Origin of the sequence: Micromonospora sp. CB01531, assembly GCF_001905095.1 — a bacterium.
Classification (GTDB): domain Bacteria; phylum Actinomycetota; class Actinomycetes; order Mycobacteriales; family Micromonosporaceae; genus Micromonospora.
In genome coordinates, this window is the sequence record NZ_LWLS01000064.1 from 1 (window position 1) to 16,612 (window position 16,612).

Genomic DNA, 16,612 nt, shown 5'->3' on the forward strand with positions numbered 1-16,612 from the left:
GGCCCGGCCCGCCGACCCGGACGAGCGCCCGGCCGGCCGGGCGACCCCGCCCGCCGCCGAGCCGCACCGGCCCGGTCCGGCCGTGCCCCCGCCGGGGCGGACCGGCGAGCCGGCGGTGGCCCGGGCGGCCGCGGTCGTACCGACGCAGGAGCCCGCGCGACCGGGACCGGGAGACGGAGCCGGACCTGCGCTGCGGCGAGCCGAGACGGAGCCGGCCGAGGCGGCCACCGCCGGCAGCGGCCTGCGCGGCGCCCGCTCCGAGCTGCGCCGGCAGATGCGCGAACGGCGGCGCCTGCGGTTGGGCATCCTCGTCCTGGTCAGCCTGGTGCTGCTCGGTGCGGTCCCGCTCTACTTCGGGGTGCGCACGCTCAGCCACGACCCGGTCTTCGACACCCTCGACGGGCTGGACGTGCCCTCGTGGGCGGCGGTGAAGACCGTCGACAACGTCAGCGGCAGCCGTTGGTGCCTGCAGGACTGCCGGCTGCGGGAACGGACCATCGAGTCGCAGCAGGGGCCGAAGGAGACCGCGCAGGCGTACGAGCAGGCCCTCGCCAGGGACGGCTGGCAGCGCTGGAAGGTCGCCCGTTGCCCGGAGCAGCTCCCGGACCAGCCGGCCAAGGGCAGCTACACCTGCTGGCGCCGGGACGAACTCACCCTCGACCTCTGGGTACGCGAGCCGGCCTGTGTGCCGCCGCCGGTGGACGGGGCGCCCGCGCCGTCTCCGGCCCCCTCGCCCGCAGCGGAGACGTGCACCGGGTCGTTGGTGTCGGTGAAGGTCCGCAACGCGATCGACGACGAGCGGACTGGGCCGCAGCCGAGCACTGATCCGTCACTCACCGGTGAGGATCCCTTCCCGACGCTCACCGACGATCCACTCGGCGAGTTGACACCCTCACCGTCGTGAGCACCTCTCCATCACGGACGGTAGGGTCTGGGGCTGGCGGGTCCGGCGCTGCGGTCGGTCATGACGGGCCGGGCCGAGGCGGAGTGGACAGGACGGTCGCGCGTCTCGGGGCGTCGGGCCCCGGGACCCTGGTCGAGGAGGACAGGCGTGGAACCTATGGAGGTCGCGGCGCTGGTCGCGGCAATCGCATTTGCGATGCTCGTGTTGATCCTGACGCTGCCCATCCTGCGGCTGCGGCACACCGTGGACGCCGCCACCCGGATGATCAACGACCTCAACGACCGTTCCGCACCGCTGCTGGGTGACGTCAACACCACGGTGAAGAACGTCAACACCGCCCTCGAGCAGGTGCAGACCTCCCTCGACGGGGTCAACCTCCAGCTCGCCAAGGTGGACACCATGACCAGCCACGCGCAGAACGTCACCGCCAACGTGGCGAACCTCGCCGCCGTGGTCTCCGCCGCCGCCGCGAACCCGCTGGTCAAGGTGGCCGCCTTCGGCTACGGCGTGCGCCGGGCCGCGGCCGCCCGCCGGCACGCGGAGAACGAGCGGGAGGCCCGGGACATCATCAAGCAGCGGCGCCGCGCCGAGAAGCGCGCCAACCGGTGACCCGGCGAGCGGGAGGGCTGTGACATGAAGCGGTTGTTCTGGCTCGGCATCGGGCTGGCCGTGGGGGTGCTGGTGGTCCGCAAGGCGACCCGCACCGCGCAGGCGTACACGCCGGCCGGCATCGCCAGCGGCCTGTCCGAATCCGCCGGCAGTCTCGTCGAGTCGGTCCGCGGCTTCGTCGAGGACGTCCGGATCGGGATGGCCGAGCGCGAGCAGGAGATCCACGAGGCCTTCGCCCGCGGCGAGGTGTACGACGACCAGTTCGCCGAGTTGCGGGAGGACCCGCGGATCGGCGACCGAGAGATTTTCCCGGAGGAGCACCAGCGATGAAGACGGCGGAGATCAAGCGGCGGTACCTCGCCCACTTCGAGGCGAACGGCCATGCCGTGGTGCCGTCCGCTCCGCTGCCCGCCATCAGCGACCCGAACCTGCTGTTCGTCAACGCCGGCATGGTGCAGTTCGTCCCCTACTTCCTGGGTCAGCAGACCCCGCCGTTCTCCCGCGCGGTCAGCGTCCAGAAGTGCATCCGTACGCCGGACATCGACGAGGTCGGCAAGACCAGCCGGCACGGCACGTTCTTCCAGATGAACGGCAACTTCTCGTTCGGTGACTACTTCAAGGAGGGGGCGATCCCGTTCGCCTGGGACCTGGCCACCAAGCCGGTCGACCAGGGCGGCTTCGGGCTCGACCCCGAGCGGATCTGGGCCACGGTCTACCTGGACGACGACGAGGCGTACGAGATCTGGCGGCGGACCGGCGTGCCGGTCGAGCGGATCGTGCGGCGCGGCAAGGCGGACAACTTCTGGTCGATGGGAATCCCCGGCCCGTGCGGCCCCTGCTCGGAGCTCTACTACGACCGGGGCCCCGCCTACGGGCGAGAGGGCGGCCCGGAGGTCGACGAGGACCGCTACCTGGAGTTCTGGAACCTCGTCTTCATGCAGTTCGAGCGGGGTCCCGGCGTCGGCAAGGAGGACTTCCCGATCCTGGGCGATCTGCCGGCGAAGAACATCGACACCGGCATGGGCCTGGAGCGGATGTCGTCCATTCTCCAGGGCGTGGACAACCTCTACGAGATCGACGAGGTCAAGCCGATCCTGGACAAGGCCGCCGAGCTGACCGGCAAGCGGTACGGTGCCCGCTCCGGCCACGCGGCCAGCGAGTCGCACCCGGACGACGTCCGGCTGCGGGTGATCGCCGACCACGTGCGCACCGCGCTGATGCTGATCGGCGACGGGGTGACCCCGTCCAACGAGGGGCGCGGCTACGTGCTGCGGCGGATCATGCGCCGGGCCATCCGCGCCGTCCGCCTCCTCGGCTACCAGGACCGGGCGCTGCCGGAGCTGCTGCCGGTGGCCCGGGACTGCATGGCCCCGTCGTACCCGGAGCTGACCGCGGAGTTCGGCCGGATCTCCCAGTACGCGTACGCGGAGGAGGACGCCTTCCTCGCCACGCTGCGTGCCGGCACCACGATCCTGGACACCGCGATCGCGGATACCAAGTCCGCCGGGCAGGCCTCGATCTCCGGTGACAAGGCGTTCCAGCTGCACGACACGTACGGCTTCCCGATCGACCTGACCCTGGAGATCGCGGCCGAGCAGGGCCTGCAGGTCGACGCGGAGGGCTTCCGCCGGCTGATGGCCGACCAGCGCAACCGGGCCAAGGCGGACGCGCAGGCGCGAAAGACCGGCCACACCGACGTGTCGGCGTACCGGTCGGTGCTCGACGGCGGCGGCCCGGTGGAGTTCACCGGCTACACCGAGCTGAACCGCGAGTCCCGGGTACGCGCCGTGCTCGCCGGCGGTGCCGAGGTGGCGGCGGCGGTCGAGGGGGACACCGTCGAGCTGGTGCTCGACACCACCCCGTTCTACGCCGAGGGTGGCGGCCAGCAGCCCGACCAGGGCCTCATCACGGTCGGCGGCGGCCAGCTCGAGGTCTTCGACGTGCAGCAGCCGGTGCCGGGGTTGATCGTGCACCGGGCCAAGGTGGTCCGGGGCGAGGTGCGCGCCGGGGAGACCGGGTACGCCGAGATCGACGTGTCCCGCCGGCGGGCGATCTCCCGCTCGCACACGGCCACCCACCTGGTGCACCAGACCATGCGCAACTTCCTCGGCGAGTCGGCCACCCAGGCGGGTTCGCTGAACGCGCCGGGCCGGCTGCGGTTCGACTTCAACACCCCGACCGGGGTGGCGCCGAGCGTGCTGCACGACGTCGAGCAGCAGGTCAACGAGGTGCTCCTGGCCGACCTGGAGGTGCACGCCTTCATCACCACCCAGGAGGAGGCGCGCCGGATCGGCGCGATGGCGCTGTTCGGCGAGAAGTACGGCGAGCGGGTCCGGGTCGTCGAGGTGGGCGACTACGCCCGGGAGCTGTGCGGCGGTACCCACGTGGCCCGCTCGGCCCAGCTTGGCCTGGTCAAGATCCTCTCCGAGGCGTCGGTCGGTTCCGGTGTGCGCCGGATCGAGGCCCTCGTGGGCATGGACGCGTTCGGCTTCCTGGCCCGCGAGCACCTGCTGGTCTCCCGGCTGGCCGAGCTGTTCCGGGTCCCCGGCGACCAAGTCGCCGACCGGGTGGAGCAGACCGTCACCCAGCTCCGCGACGCGGAGAAGGAGCTGGAGAAGCTCCGCGCCCAGCTGGTGCTGGGCGGGGCGGCGGCACTGGCCGCGCAGGCCCGGGACGTGCGGGGCGTCGCGTACGTCGGGACCGAGGCGCCCGAGGGCGCGGCGGCCAACGATGTGCGGACCCTGGCCCAGGAGGTCCGGGGCCGGATCGACCCGGCCCGGCCGGCGGTGGTCGCCGTGGCCGCCCGGGCGAACGGCAAGGCGTCCCTGGTGGTGGCAGTCAACCAGGCCGCCCGGGCTCGGGGCCTGAGTGCGAAGGATCTGGTGAAGGCGGCCTTCTCCGGCCGGGGCGGCGGCAGCGACGAGCTGGCCCAGGGCGGTGGTCTGCCCGCCGCGGAGGCGCCGAACCTGCTCCAGACGGTGGAGAAGGCGATCGCCGAGGCGTGATGGTCGCATCGATCGAGGTCAGGGCGGACCGAACGGTCCGCCCTGACCTGTACCGGCGGGAAGGTGTCCGGTAGATGGCTGAACCGACCCGCGGGGTTCGACTTGGGGTGGATGTCGGGCAGGTCCGGGTGGGGGTGGCCCGGTCGGATCCGCACGGCATCCTGGCCACCCCGCTGGTCACCCTCGCCCGTGACCTGACCGCGGCGCCGGACGCGGTGCCGACCGACATGGCCGAGCTGGTCCGGCTCGCCGCGGAGCACGAGGCGGTCGAGATCGTCGTCGGACTGCCGGTCAACCTCGCCGGAAAGCATGGCCCGGCGGCGATGAACGTATCGGCGTACGCTGCCCGTTTGGCCGATGTAATGGGGTCGATTCCGGTGACGCTGACGGACGAGAGGATGTCGACCGTGGTCGCGAGCCGTAGGCTGGCCGAACGGGGCGTCCGGGGAAAGCGCCAACGGGCGGTGGTCGATCAGGCCGCCGCGGTGGAGATTCTGCAGAGCTGGCTGGACGCACAGCGGAGGCGGACGCAATGATCGACGATCTTGACGTGGTGTTCGACGAGCAGGAGAGGGGGGAGAAGGGCCGGCACCGGCGCAGCGCGGTACGGAAGCGCAACGGCGGCTCGCGCGGCGGCCGGGGCAAGACGGTCTTCGCCCTCCTGATGGCGCTCGTGCTGCTGGGCGGCATCGGCGGCGGCGCCTACGTCGGTTTCGACCGGATCCGCAGCTACCTCGTCACCCCCGACTACGACGGCCCGGGCTCCGGCGAGGTGCTGGTGCAGGTCAAGGCCGGCGACACCCTCACCGACATCGGCAACACCCTCTACGACGCCGGGGTCGTGAAGAGCACCAAGGCGTTCATCGAGGCCGCCGAGGCGAACTCGCGCAGCAAGAACATCCAGGTCGGCAGCTACAAGGTCCGCAAGCAGATGAAGGCCGCCGACGTGGTCACCCTGCTGCTGGATCCGAAGAGCCGGGTGGTCAACGGGGTGACCATCCCCGAGGGCACCATCAGCCTGAACATCTACGCGATCCTCTCCAAGGAGACCAAGATCCCGGTCGCCGAGTTCAAGAAGGCCGCGGCGGACCCGGAGAAGCTGGGCGTGCCGGCCTTCTGGTTCAAGCGCGAGGACGGCAAGAAGGTCCAGAAGAGCATTGAGGGCTTCCTCTACCCGTCCACCTACGAGATCCCGCCGAAGGCCACCGCCGAACAGATCCTGAAGATGATGGTGGACGAGTTCCTCAGGGTCACCCAGCAGCTCGACTTCGTCGATCGGGTGCAGAAGGAGCGGCAGATCTCCCCGTACGAGGCGCTGATCACCGCCTCGATCGCCCAGGCCGAGGCGGTCGATCCGAAGGATCTGTCCAAGGTCTCCCAGGTGATCTACAACCGGGTCTACCGCGGCAAGATCGGCTGCAAGTGCCTCGGCATCGACAGCGGCATCAACTACTGGTTCCGCCTGCAGGGCAGGGACCCGAAGGACTCTGACGACCTGCTGCAGAGCGAGATCAACGACCTGAAGAATCCGTACAACACGCACGATGTGGCCGGCCTGCCGATCACCCCAATCAGCAATCCAGGTGAGGCCGCGCTCAAGGGCGCGCTGGAGCCGCCGAACGGGGACTGGATCTACTTCATGACGATCGACAAGAAGGGCACGATGGGCTACGGCTCCAACGACGCCGAGTATCTGCAGCTCAGGAAGACTATGTGCCAGAACAAGGTGTTGACCGGGTCGAACTGCCGATTCTGAGCGCCGCTGTACCGGTTCCTCTGCGACGGCCCGGGAGGCGAGCAGGCGGGCGGGAGCCGGGTCCGGCGGCCGTTCCAGGTCTTCGTACGCGAGCGGTCGGCGAGCGGTTGGTAGCCTCCCCGAGGGCAGTGACTTCTCCGAAGGGGACCGGGTTGGTGACACGACGGGCGGCGGTGGTGGGGAAGCCGATCGCCCATTCGCTCTCCCCGGTGATCCACAACGCCGGGTACGGGGCGGCCGGGCTGACCGGGTGGTCGTACACCCGGATCGAGTGCGCGGCCGAGGAGTTGGCCGGCCTGGTCGCCGGCCTGGGCCCGGAGTGGGCGGGGCTGTCGGTGACCATGCCGGGCAAGGAGGCGGCGCTCGCGGTGGCCGACGAGGCCTCGCCGGTCGCCGCCGCCGTGGGTGCCGCCAACACCCTGGTACGCCGCCCCGACGGCACCTGGTATGCGGACAACACCGACGTCACCGGCATGGTCGACGTGCTGACCACGGCCGGCTGCGCGGCCGGCGCCACGGTGACCGTGCTCGGCGCGGGCGGCACCGCCCGGGCGGCGATCGCGGCGGCGGCCCGGATCGGCGCGGCCGACGTGACGGTGGTGGCCCGCCGGCCGGAGGCGATCGACGAGCTGCGCCCGGTGGCCCGCGCGGTCGGGGTGCCCCTGGCCGGCGCCGACTGGGACGGCGCCCCGGCGCACGCCCGCGCCGATCTGGTGATCTCGACCGTGCCGAAGGGGGTGGCCGACCCGCTCGCCGGGCACTTCGACTGGCGGCCGGGGTCCGTCTTCTTCGACGCGCTCTACGATCCTTGGCCCACCCCGCTCGCCACGACTGCGCTCGCCGCCGGCTGCCGGGTGGTCTCCGGGCTGGACCTGTTGCTGGCCCAGGCCGTTGGCCAGTTTGAGCAGTTCACTGGCGTCGACGCGCCGGTCGACGCGATGCGTGCGGCGCTGGCTGCGGCACGCGTCTGATTCCGGCCGGGCGCCCGACCGGCCCGACCGGAGTGCGGCAGGTCGATACGCTGCTGCGACAACCGTCGCCGAACCAGGGAGTGCTTGTGACCGGGCACCCGTCCCAGCACGACCGTCCGGCCATTCGCGGATCCCGCCGGCCCGTGGTGCTCGCCGTCCTCGGTGCCGCCCTGGTCGCCGGGCTCGTTGCCCTGGCGCTGCCCCGGGTTGCCGCCGAGGTGCTGCCGGCGGCTCGTCCGTCCGCGCCAGCCCCGGCCGACCGCCCCGGTACGGACGTACCGGGCTGGCGGCTGGTCTGGTCGGACGAGTTCGACGGGTCGACGGTCGACCGGGCCAGGTGGAACGTCCGGAATGGCGAGGCGCGCGACATCGACCTCGGCTGCAACGTCGACGACGCGGAGAACGTGATCGTCTCGGGCGGCGTGCTGACCCTCCGGGCGCAGCGGAAGACCACGGTGTGCGGCTCGCAGCTCCGGCAGTACACCGAGAGCTACCTGGACACCATCGGCAAGGCCTCGTTCCGCTACGGCCGCTTCGAGGTGCGCGCCGAGTCCCCGAACGGGCCGGCCGACTCGCAGGGGCTGTGGCCGGCGTTCTGGCTGCGGCCGGACGACGGCGGCAAGGGTGAGATCGACGTGGTCGAGCTGCCCGGCGGTGCGGCGTACCACCGGGCCGCCACCCAGGCCATCTTCTACGACTACACCCCCGTCAAGCAGGACCAGCGCTGGGAGTTCCCGAGCGGGCATCCGGGCGATGGCTTCCACACCTACACCACGGAGTGGGAGCCCGGGGTGATCCGCTGGTACATCGACGGCCGGCAGGTCTGGCAGCGGGACCGCGGCACCACGCCGTGGTTCGACGAGGCCTTCGACAAGCCGTTCAACCTGCGGCTGAACTTCCAGGTCGGGGGCTGGCTCGGCGATCCCGACGCGGCCACCCGTTTCCCGGCCGACTTCCGGGTCGACCACGTACGCGTCTGGCAGCGCTGACCGTCAACACCGGCGCCGCCGCGCCCGGACCGTTGCCCGTCGCCAATATCGTGACCGCCAGCGTGCCGGGCGCAGGGCTGGCACAGGGGAGGACATGACGTGGTGGAGGACCCACGGATCCGCCAGGACGGCCTCGGCTGGGTGAGCCGGGCGATCTTCGGGGAGGCGCGGCTGTGGCTCGGGGTCGACCCCGGCTCCGCCGTGCCGCCCCCGGGACACCGGGTCGTCGCCCGGTACGCGGTGGTGCCCTCGATGGAGCGGGCCAAGTTCCTGCTGCCGTTGCCGTCGCGCCGGGTCGGGGCGGCGTCGACGCTGGCGTACAACGCCCTGCGGCCGCCCCGGGTCCGCGTCAACCGGTTCGCCGTCGGCGTGCTGGCCGGTCTCGGGGCCACCCAGCTGGCCCGGATGCCGGTGCTGACCGTCGCCGTCCCGGCCACCGCCGATCCAGCCGAGCTGCTGCTCACCGCGTACCTCGCCCGGATCGAGGGCCGCCCCCTGCACGCCGCGATCGGCATCCGCCCACCCGATCCGCACCACAAGCCGACGCTGCAGCTCTTCGACGACCGGGGCGCCGCGCGGGCGTACGCGAAGGTCGGCTGGAACGAGGCGACCCGGGCGATGGTCCGCGCGGAGGCCGACGCGCTGCGGGAGCTGCCGCGGGGCGCCGGTGAGTTTCCCGAGGTGCCCCGGCTGCTGCGGGAGGTCGCCTGGGACGACCTGGCGGTGACCCTGGTCGAGCCGATGCCCGCAGGCGTGCGCCGGCTGGCCCGTCCGGAACGGCCGGAGGTGGCCGCGATGCTCGCGGTCGCCCGGCGCGGTGGCCCGCCGGCCGCGTCCCGGCCGCTGGCCGACTCGCCGTTCCTGGCCGACCTCACCGCCCGCGCCGGACGCGCCGGTGGGCCGGTCGTCCCGGCGCTGGCGGCTCTCGCCGACCGGGACGGGGCGACCACATTGGAGTTCGGCCACTGGCACGGTGACTGGGTGCCCTGGAACCTCGGCACCCACCGGGGCCGCCTCTTCGCCTGGGACTGGGAGAACAGCGGCATCGGGCGGCCGGTCGGCTTCGACCTCGCCCACCAGGCGTTCCAGAGTGCACTGTCGCTGCGTGACCGGCCGGTGGCTGAGGCGGCGGGCGAGATGGCGGCGGTGCTGGAACGGTACGGCGCTGCCTTTGGTCTCGACCCGGCGCGCCGTCGCCTGGTCGCCGACGCCTACCTCGTCGAGTTGTGGCTGCGTAGCGCGGAACTCGCGGCCGGGGGCGGCGGCTGGAGCAGCAAACTGCACCCCACCCTGCTGCACCTGCTCGCCGACCGGTTGGGGCTGCCGCGAGACTGAGCCGGTCGGTGCCCGTTGTCGGGGAGGCGACTGACAAACGGGACAAAACGCGGCAGAAGCCGCCGCCCTCGCTACCGCCGGCGAAGAAGCTCCACTAGGGTGTCAGCACTCGATCACCACCTGTCACGTGGTGGCGGGTTCGATCCGGCCCGGGTGGCGTGGGCGCCCCGGGCCGTGGGCACGGGGAGGTCCGGCCGGTGGCTGGCATGGCAGAGGGCGGGCAGCGGCGGGCACGCGTCGCGCGGCCCGGGACGGGCGCCGATTCGCCCGCCCGGCGGCCCGACGGCGGTGACCGCCGGTGATCCTGATCTACGTCTGCGGGGTGCTCGCCGTACTCGTGCCGGCGATCCTCGTTCCGTGGCTGGCCAGCCGCTGGGCCCCGGCCGTGGCGGGAAGCCGGGCGGCCGGGCGGCTGCGCGTCGCCGTCGCCGGCCTCACCGCCGCGTTCGGCCGGCTCGGCGCCGCCGCGGTCGTGCTGCTCGCCGGCTCAGCCGCGGTCGTCGCCGTCTGCTGGCCGCTGGGCGAGGCCCTGTCCCGGCTCGAACCCCATGTCGACCATCCGGTGTTCGAGTACGTGCACGCGCGGCGGGTCGACGGATGGGCCGACGTCAACTCGTTCGTCACCGCGATCGGTGACCGGTACCCGCTCAAGTGGGTCACCGTCGTCGCCGCCCTCGTCCTCGCCGTCGCCTGGCAGCGTCGGCGCTGGTGGATGCCGCTTGTCGCGCTGCCGCTCCAGTTCGTCGTGGAGCAGTACACCCAGGAGATCCTCAAGCTGGTGGTCGACCGGGGCCACCCGCCGACCGACCTGGGCACCTATCCGTCCGGTGGTTGCGCGCGGGTGCTGATGACCTTCGGCACGATCCTGGTGCTGGCCGCGCTCACCTGGCGGATGCCCCGCCGAGTCCGCGTCACCCTGGTCACCGCGCTGGCGATGCTGGTCACCGTGGAGGGCTACACCCGCGTCTACGCCGAGAAGCACTGGCTCACGGACGTCGTCGGGGGCTGGATCTTCGGAGCCCTGCTCACCGGCGTGATGGTGCTCGCCGTCCTGGTGGCGGAAGGGCGGGTCCGGACCCCGGAGCGGTCCACCGCCCCGGCCCCGCGCGACGACGTCACGATCGGCACCTGACCCGAGCCCGGGCCGCCCGTGACCTCCTCCCGCGGTGGCCCGGAACCGCCCTGCCGCCACCCTTCGAACGGAGTTGGGCAAGACGTGACCACCCTTCTCGTCGCCTCCACCGGTGGGCATCTCGCCGAGCTGTACGACCTGCGGCCGAGGCTGGGCCTGCGGGAGGACTGCGTCTGGGTGACCTTCGACTCGCCGCAGAGCCGTTCCCTCCTGGACGGTCAGGAGGTCATCCACATCCCGCCCGCGACCACCCGGGACGCGATGGGAGCGGCGCGTAACCTGCTGGCCGCCCGACGGGTGCTGCGCGGCGGCCGGTTCACCCGGGTGGTCAGCACCGGCGCCAGCGTGGCCATGTCGTTCTTCGTGCCCGCCAGCCGGCGCGGGCTCGCCTGCCACTACATCGAGAGCGCGACCCGCACGGAAGGCCCCTCGCTCACCGGCCGGTTGGTCGCCTGGGTGCCCCGCACCCGGCTCTACACCCAGTACCCGGGCTGGGTGGGCGAGCGGTGGCGGTACGGCGGCACCGTCTTCGACGGCTACCGCGCCAGTCGCCTCGCCACCCCGCGCGCGGTGTCCCGGGTGGTCGTCGCCCTCGGCACCCAGCACTTCGGCTTCCCCCGGCTGCTGGCCCGACTGGTCGAGGTGCTGCCGCCGGAGGTGGAGGTGCTGTGGCAGGTCGGGTCCACCCGGATCCCCCAGCTGCCGGCCGGCGCGCGCCCGCAGGTCCCGTACGCGGAGATGCAGCAGGCGATGCGGGAGGCCGACGTGGTGGTGACCCACGCCGGCGTGGGCTTGGCGCTGGCCGCGATGCGGGCCGGCCGTCGGGCCGTCTACGTGCCGCGCCGGCGCTGCCACGACGAGCACATCGACGACCATCAGGTCGAGCTGGCCTGGGACCTGAACCGCCGCGGCCTGGTCCTGGCCCGGGAAGCCGACGCCGTGACGTTCGAGGACCTGACGGAGGCGGCATCGTGGACGGTCGAGGCGAGCGGTGCCGTCGCGCCGTTCCAGTGGACGGACCCGGCGTGAGGCCGCTCTGGCCGGACCACCTCGTGCCCGCCTCCACCGGTCGACAACGGAGCCACGTCCACACCGGAGGCTCGGGACGCGACTCGTACGTCGGGACCGGACCGAGCCGGTGACCGGGCGGACCGGTCGGTTGATGGTGCCGAATGTCCGTTTCCAGCAAACTAGTCGTGTTCTCACTACCTCATTGGGGGCGCCAGTGCTTCACAGAACGTCTCGACAGGTGTGGCGGTGGCTCGCCGTGCTCGCCGCGCCGGTGCTCGCCGTCGGGCTGCTCGCCGCGCCGGCCCGCGCGGCGGGCCTCACGCCGGTCACCAGCACGCTCACGTCGGCGAATCCAGCGGACGAAACACCGCACGCCCAGAACGGCGACACCAAGGCGTTCGCCGAGATCGGCACCACCGTGTACGTCGGCGGATCGTTCACCTCCGTGAAGGCGACGGGCGGCGCGTGGACCACCCGCAACTACCTCTTCGCGTACGACCGCACCACGGGCGCGCTGAAGACCGGCTTCAACCCGGTGCTGGACGGCGCCGTGCACGCCCTGGCGGTCAGCCCCGACGGCAAGCTCATCGTCGGCGGCGCCTTCGTGAACGTGAACGGGGTCAGCCGCAAGAACCTGGTCGAGCTGGACCCGACCAGCGGCGCGACCGTGGCCAGCTGGGCCGGGCGCAGCGACGGCGGTCTTGTCCGGCGCACCATTGTGGTCGGCAACAAGCTCTACATCGCCGGAGCGTTCCACTGGGTCAACGGCACCCAGCACTCGCTGCTCGCCCGACTGGACGCCACCACCGGCGCGATCGACCCGACCTTCCAGATCGACGCCAGCGTGGCCCGGGCCAGCAGCGAGCTGGTCTGGGGTCTGGCGGTGTCGCCGGACGGCCGTACCCTGGTGGCGGTCGGCAACTTCACCCAGGTCAACGGGCAGGCCCGTAACCAGGTCGTGGTGGTCGACCTGGCCGGCACTCCGGTCGTGGCGAACTGGAGCACCCAGCGGTACGTGGCGCCCTGCTACGACTGGTCGTTCCCGTTCTACGCCCGGGATGTCGACTTCTCCGACGACGGCACGTACTTCGTCGTCATCGCCGACGGCGGACGGGGCGACGGGGCGTACTGCGACGCGATCGCCCGGTTCGAGACCGTGGATCGGGGTGCCGGCATCGACGCCACCTGGGTCAACTACACCGGCACCGACTCGGTGACCTCGGTCGAGGTCACCGACAACGTGGTCTACGTGGGCGGGCACTTCCGCTGGCTGAACAACGCCAACGGCAACGACTCGGCCGGTGCCGGCGCGATCAACCGGTTCGGCCTGGGCGCGCTGGACCCGATCAACGGCATGCCGCTGGTCTGGAACCCGGGCCGCTCGGGCGCCCCGGCGGGCACCACCACCTGGGGCCCGATCATGTGGGAGCTGTGGCGCGGCAGCACCGGCCTGTACGCCGGCTTCGACTCCGATGGCGTCGGCAACGAGTACCACGGCCGGATGGGGCTGTTCCCGCTGGCCGGCGGGCGTACGGTGGCGGCGGTCAACGCCCCGTCCGCCGCGTCGGGCTTCCTCTACGTCTCCTCCGCCAACGGGCAGGCGACCAAGGTCCCGTTCGACGGCACCACGCTCGGCACCCCGGTCAGCACCAGCCAGCCGAACCTCACCGCTGCCGGAGCGTCCTTCTCGATCGGCAACAAGCTCTACTGGTCGAAGACCGATGCGAGCGCGCCGAGCGGCAGCTACCTCGATGTGTCGATCTTCTCGGGCGGTTCGGTGGGCGCGCCCTGGGTGAGCAGCGGCTACAACGACTGGTTCAACGCGGCGACGATGACCGGGGCGTTCTACCTCGACGGCCGGATGTACTACACCAAGTCCGGTACGAACAGGCTGTTCTACCGGTATCTGGAGCCGGACGGCTACATCGTCGGCTGCACCGAGTTCACCCTGCCCAGCACCGGCCTGGCCTGGGGTGGGGTGCGCGGCCTGGCCTGGGTCAGCGGCAAGCTCGTCTACGGCAATCAGGACGGCTCGCTGCGCGCGGTGCCGTTCGACGGGACGGCCGTCGACGGCGCCGCCTCGGTCCAGCTCGCGGCGGCGGGCGGCGGCGTGAACTGGTCGAGCAGGACGCTCTTTTTCGCCACCTCCTGACGGTCCGATCCGACCGGGCGGTCCCGCCACCTCGTGGCATGGCGGACCGCCCGGGACGGCTCGGGCCGCACTGCCGCAACCGGTACCCGGCCGGTGACAATGAGACAGTCACCGCGGGTGGTCCCGCTCCGGCCCGAGGCGGTTCCCATTCCTCATCGCGCAAGGACCTGACTGATGGACGTGACCGACGTCGCCCTCGCCCGACAGCACCCGGTCGGCCTCGTCGAGCTGGCCCGGGTTCCGCTCCGCCGGTGGCGGACCGTGCTCGGCGTGGCGGCGGCGGTGCTGCTGGCCGTGCTGGTGTACCTGTTCGTGCTGCCGGCGACGTACACCGCGACGACAGCCGTGGTGATCCGCCCAGTGGTCACCGACCCGTTCTCGGTGCCCTCCGGCGGCGCCGACCGCGCGGTGAACATGACGGCCGAGAGCGGCATCGCGACCAGCAACGACGTCATCGACAAGGTCGCCGCCATCACCGGCCGGGACACCAAGGAGGTGGCCGACGCGCTGGAGGTGGAGACCCCGGTCGGCGGCCAGGTGATGCGCTTCAACTACGCCGCGCACAGCGAGCGGGAGGCGGTCCAGGGCGCCAACGGGGCGGGCCAGGCGTACCTGGACCTGCGCCGGGGTATCTACGAGAACCAGCGCGCGGCGGTGCTGAAGTCCTATGACGACACGATCGCGGTGGTCACGGCGCAGCGCACCACCACCCAGCGGTCCCTGCCGAGCCAGGCCGCGGACAGCCCGTCGCCGCGCACCAGCGCCCTGCTGGACCAGCTGCGGGCGCTGAACGACCAGCTCGCCACGCTCGCCGAGCAGCGGTCCAAGATCGCCTCCGCGGACCTCAGCCCCGGGTCGATCACGAGCGCGGCCCGCGAGCCGATCCCGTCCAGCCGGGACGCCGCGCCGGTGATCCTCGTCGCGGGCCTGCTCGGCGGCTTGCTGCTCGGCGCGCTGGTGGCCTTCGCGCGGGAATCCCTGGACCGACGGCTGCGCACCACGGCCGAGGCGGTGGCGGCGATCGGTGCGCCGCTGCTTGGCACGGTCCGCCGCAGCCGCGGTGGGCACCCCGACGAGCCGGACCTGCGGTACCTCGCGCTCGCGCTGGCCCGCTGGGTGGACGGCCCGCACCGCGGCCCGCTGGTGCTGCTGTCCTCGTCGGCGAACGACGGACGCGAGCAGGTGACCGGCGGGCTGGCCGCCACGCTCGCCGTCGCCGGTCACGAGGTGCAGCTCGGCGTCACGCCGGAGAGTCTGGACCGGATCCGGCCGTTGATGCTGGACGCGCAGCGCCGCAACCCGCCGGTGGAGCCGGCGCGCGTCGTCCGGCAGCGGCAGCCGGCGACCGCACCGGCGGCGGCTGCCGGCGGCACCGCCGGACCCGAAGAGACGGTCGTCATCCCCGCCGTGCGGAAGCCGCGCCCCTACCCGACCGCGGACGGGCCGAACGGCGAGGTGTATCGGTCCGCCACCAACGAGGAGAAGACCCAGGCCATCCCCGCCAGCCGGCCCGCGGCGGCCGGCGCGGGCACCCGGACCGACGGGCAGGAGCTGCGGATCGGCTCCGGCACGGTCCGGCTGGTCGAGCTGAACGCCCTGCCCGGGGACGGCCTCACGGTGCTCGACGCACCGCCCGCACTGCACGACGAGCGGGGCGTGCGGGCCGCCCGGGAGGGCCGTGCGGTGGTGGTGGCGGCCCGGGACCGGACCCGCATCGCCGAGCTGGTCCGCCTGGTCGAGCGGCTGCGTGCGGTGGGCGTGGAGCCGTTCGGATTCGTACTGACGGGAGATGGGCGTGACTGACCACGACCAGCCGGCCGTCCCGGCGGGCGAGGCGTACCCGCCGGTGACCGTGGTGGTGGCCACCCGGGACCGCCCGGGGCTGTTGGAGCGAGCCGTGGGCGCGGTGCTCGAACAGGACTATCCCGGGCCGGTGGAATGCCTGGTCGTCTACGACCACACCGACATCCGCCCGCTGGACCTGCCGGTGCCGGACGGCCGGGCACTTCGCTACGTCAACAACTCCCATTCGCGGGGCCTGCCGGGTGGCCGCAACACCGGTGCGGAGGAGGCGGCCCACGACCTGCTGGCCTTCTGCGACGACGACGACCACTGGCTGCCGGGCAAGCTGCGCCGCCAGGCGGAGCTGCTGGCCGTCCGGCCGGACGCCGCCGCGGTCAGCTGTGGCATCCGGCTGGAGGGCCCGGGCATCGCCAAGCAACGGCGGCTCGACGCCACCGAGGTGACCCTGTCCGACTTCGTTGAGGACCGGATCATGGAGGTGCACTCCAGCACCATCCTGCTGCCGCGCTCCACCTGGGACGCCGTCGGCCCGGTCGACGAGGACCTGCCCGGCGGCTACGGCGAGGACTACGAGTGGCTGTTGCGGATCGCCGCGCACGGTCCGGTGGTCATCGTGCCTGAGGTCCTGGTGGTGGTGGACTGGCATGGGGGTTCGTTCTTCTTCGGCCGCTGGGCGATGATCGTCGAGGCGACCCGATACCTCATCGACAAGCACCCCGAACTGGCCCGGAGTCGGACCGGGCTGGCCCGGCTGCACGGGCAGATCGCCTTCGCCCTCGCCTCCGGGCGGTGCCGCCGGGAGGCGGTCCGGGAGTTGGGCCGGGTGCTCCGGCTCAACCCGCGCGAGAAGCGAGTGCTGGTGACCGTCCCCGTGGTGCTCGGTCTGCTGTCCGGGGAGCGGGTGCTCCGGCTGGCCCAGCGGACGGGACGGGGTGTCTGACCGGC

At 72.5% G+C, this 16,612-nt stretch carries 14 protein-coding genes; all 14 read left to right on the forward strand.

The window, feature by feature from the left end; genetic code table 11:
- The first annotated feature begins 274 nt into the window (after positions 1-274).
- Positions 275-904, forward strand: a complete 630-nt coding sequence (locus A6A27_RS15070; protein ID WP_073835330.1) for a hypothetical protein — start codon at positions 275-277, stop codon at positions 902-904.
- A 147-nt stretch (positions 905-1,051) separates the two neighbouring features.
- Positions 1,052-1,513, forward strand: coding sequence for a DUF948 domain-containing protein (locus A6A27_RS15075; RefSeq protein WP_073835240.1), 462 nt, complete (start codon positions 1,052-1,054; stop codon positions 1,511-1,513).
- Between the two features lie 24 nt (positions 1,514-1,537).
- Entirely contained in the window at positions 1,538-1,843 is a 306-nt protein-coding gene (locus A6A27_RS15080) for a hypothetical protein (protein ID WP_073835241.1), read from the forward strand.
- Positions 1,840-4,518: an alanine--tRNA ligase gene (alaS, locus tag A6A27_RS15085; RefSeq protein ID WP_073835242.1), complete on the forward strand. Its 2,679-nt coding sequence runs from the start codon at positions 1,840-1,842 to the stop codon at positions 4,516-4,518. The genes A6A27_RS15080 and alaS overlap by 4 nt, the downstream gene beginning before the upstream one ends.
- A gap of 74 nt (positions 4,519-4,592) precedes the next feature.
- Positions 4,593-5,054, forward strand: a complete 462-nt coding sequence (ruvX, locus tag A6A27_RS15090) for a Holliday junction resolvase RuvX (RefSeq protein WP_073835243.1) — start codon at positions 4,593-4,595, stop codon at positions 5,052-5,054.
- Positions 5,051-6,274 carry an endolytic transglycosylase MltG gene (gene mltG, locus A6A27_RS15095; protein ID WP_073835244.1) on the forward strand — a complete coding sequence of 408 codons (1,224 nt, stop codon included), beginning with the start codon at positions 5,051-5,053 and terminating at the stop codon, positions 6,272-6,274. The genes ruvX and mltG overlap by 4 nt, the downstream gene beginning before the upstream one ends.
- 152 nt (positions 6,275-6,426) lie before the next feature.
- Positions 6,427-7,245 (forward strand): shikimate dehydrogenase, encoded by an 819-nt coding sequence (locus A6A27_RS15100; RefSeq protein WP_274534553.1) that lies wholly within the window; start codon positions 6,427-6,429, stop codon positions 7,243-7,245.
- An 86-nt stretch (positions 7,246-7,331) separates the two neighbouring features.
- The gene (locus A6A27_RS46825) at positions 7,332-8,234 is read left to right on the forward strand and encodes a glycoside hydrolase family 16 protein (protein WP_158073987.1); all 903 of its coding nucleotides are present in this window, start codon (positions 7,332-7,334) and stop codon (positions 8,232-8,234) included.
- Between the two features lie 99 nt (positions 8,235-8,333).
- Positions 8,334-9,569, forward strand: a complete 1,236-nt coding sequence (locus tag A6A27_RS15110) for a hypothetical protein (protein WP_073835247.1) — start codon at positions 8,334-8,336, stop codon at positions 9,567-9,569.
- 298 nt (positions 9,570-9,867) lie between these two features.
- Positions 9,868-10,701: a phosphatase PAP2 family protein gene (locus tag A6A27_RS15115; RefSeq protein WP_073835248.1), complete on the forward strand. Its 834-nt coding sequence runs from the start codon at positions 9,868-9,870 to the stop codon at positions 10,699-10,701.
- Positions 10,702-10,785: 84 nt separating this feature from the next.
- Positions 10,786-11,730 (forward strand): glycosyltransferase, encoded by a 945-nt coding sequence (locus A6A27_RS15120; protein WP_073835249.1) that lies wholly within the window; start codon positions 10,786-10,788, stop codon positions 11,728-11,730.
- 238 nt (positions 11,731-11,968) lie between these two features.
- Positions 11,969-13,864: a delta-60 repeat domain-containing protein gene (locus A6A27_RS15125; protein ID WP_073835331.1), complete on the forward strand. Its 1,896-nt coding sequence runs from the start codon at positions 11,969-11,971 to the stop codon at positions 13,862-13,864.
- Between the two features lie 174 nt (positions 13,865-14,038).
- The gene (locus A6A27_RS15130; protein ID WP_073835250.1) at positions 14,039-15,667 is read left to right on the forward strand and encodes a Wzz/FepE/Etk N-terminal domain-containing protein; all 1,629 of its coding nucleotides are present in this window, start codon (positions 14,039-14,041) and stop codon (positions 15,665-15,667) included.
- Complete coding sequence (locus A6A27_RS15135) at positions 15,660-16,607, forward strand: glycosyltransferase family 2 protein (RefSeq protein WP_158073988.1); 948 nt, start codon at positions 15,660-15,662, stop codon at positions 16,605-16,607. The genes A6A27_RS15130 and A6A27_RS15135 overlap by 8 nt, the downstream gene beginning before the upstream one ends.
- Positions 16,608-16,612: the final 5 nt, after the last annotated feature.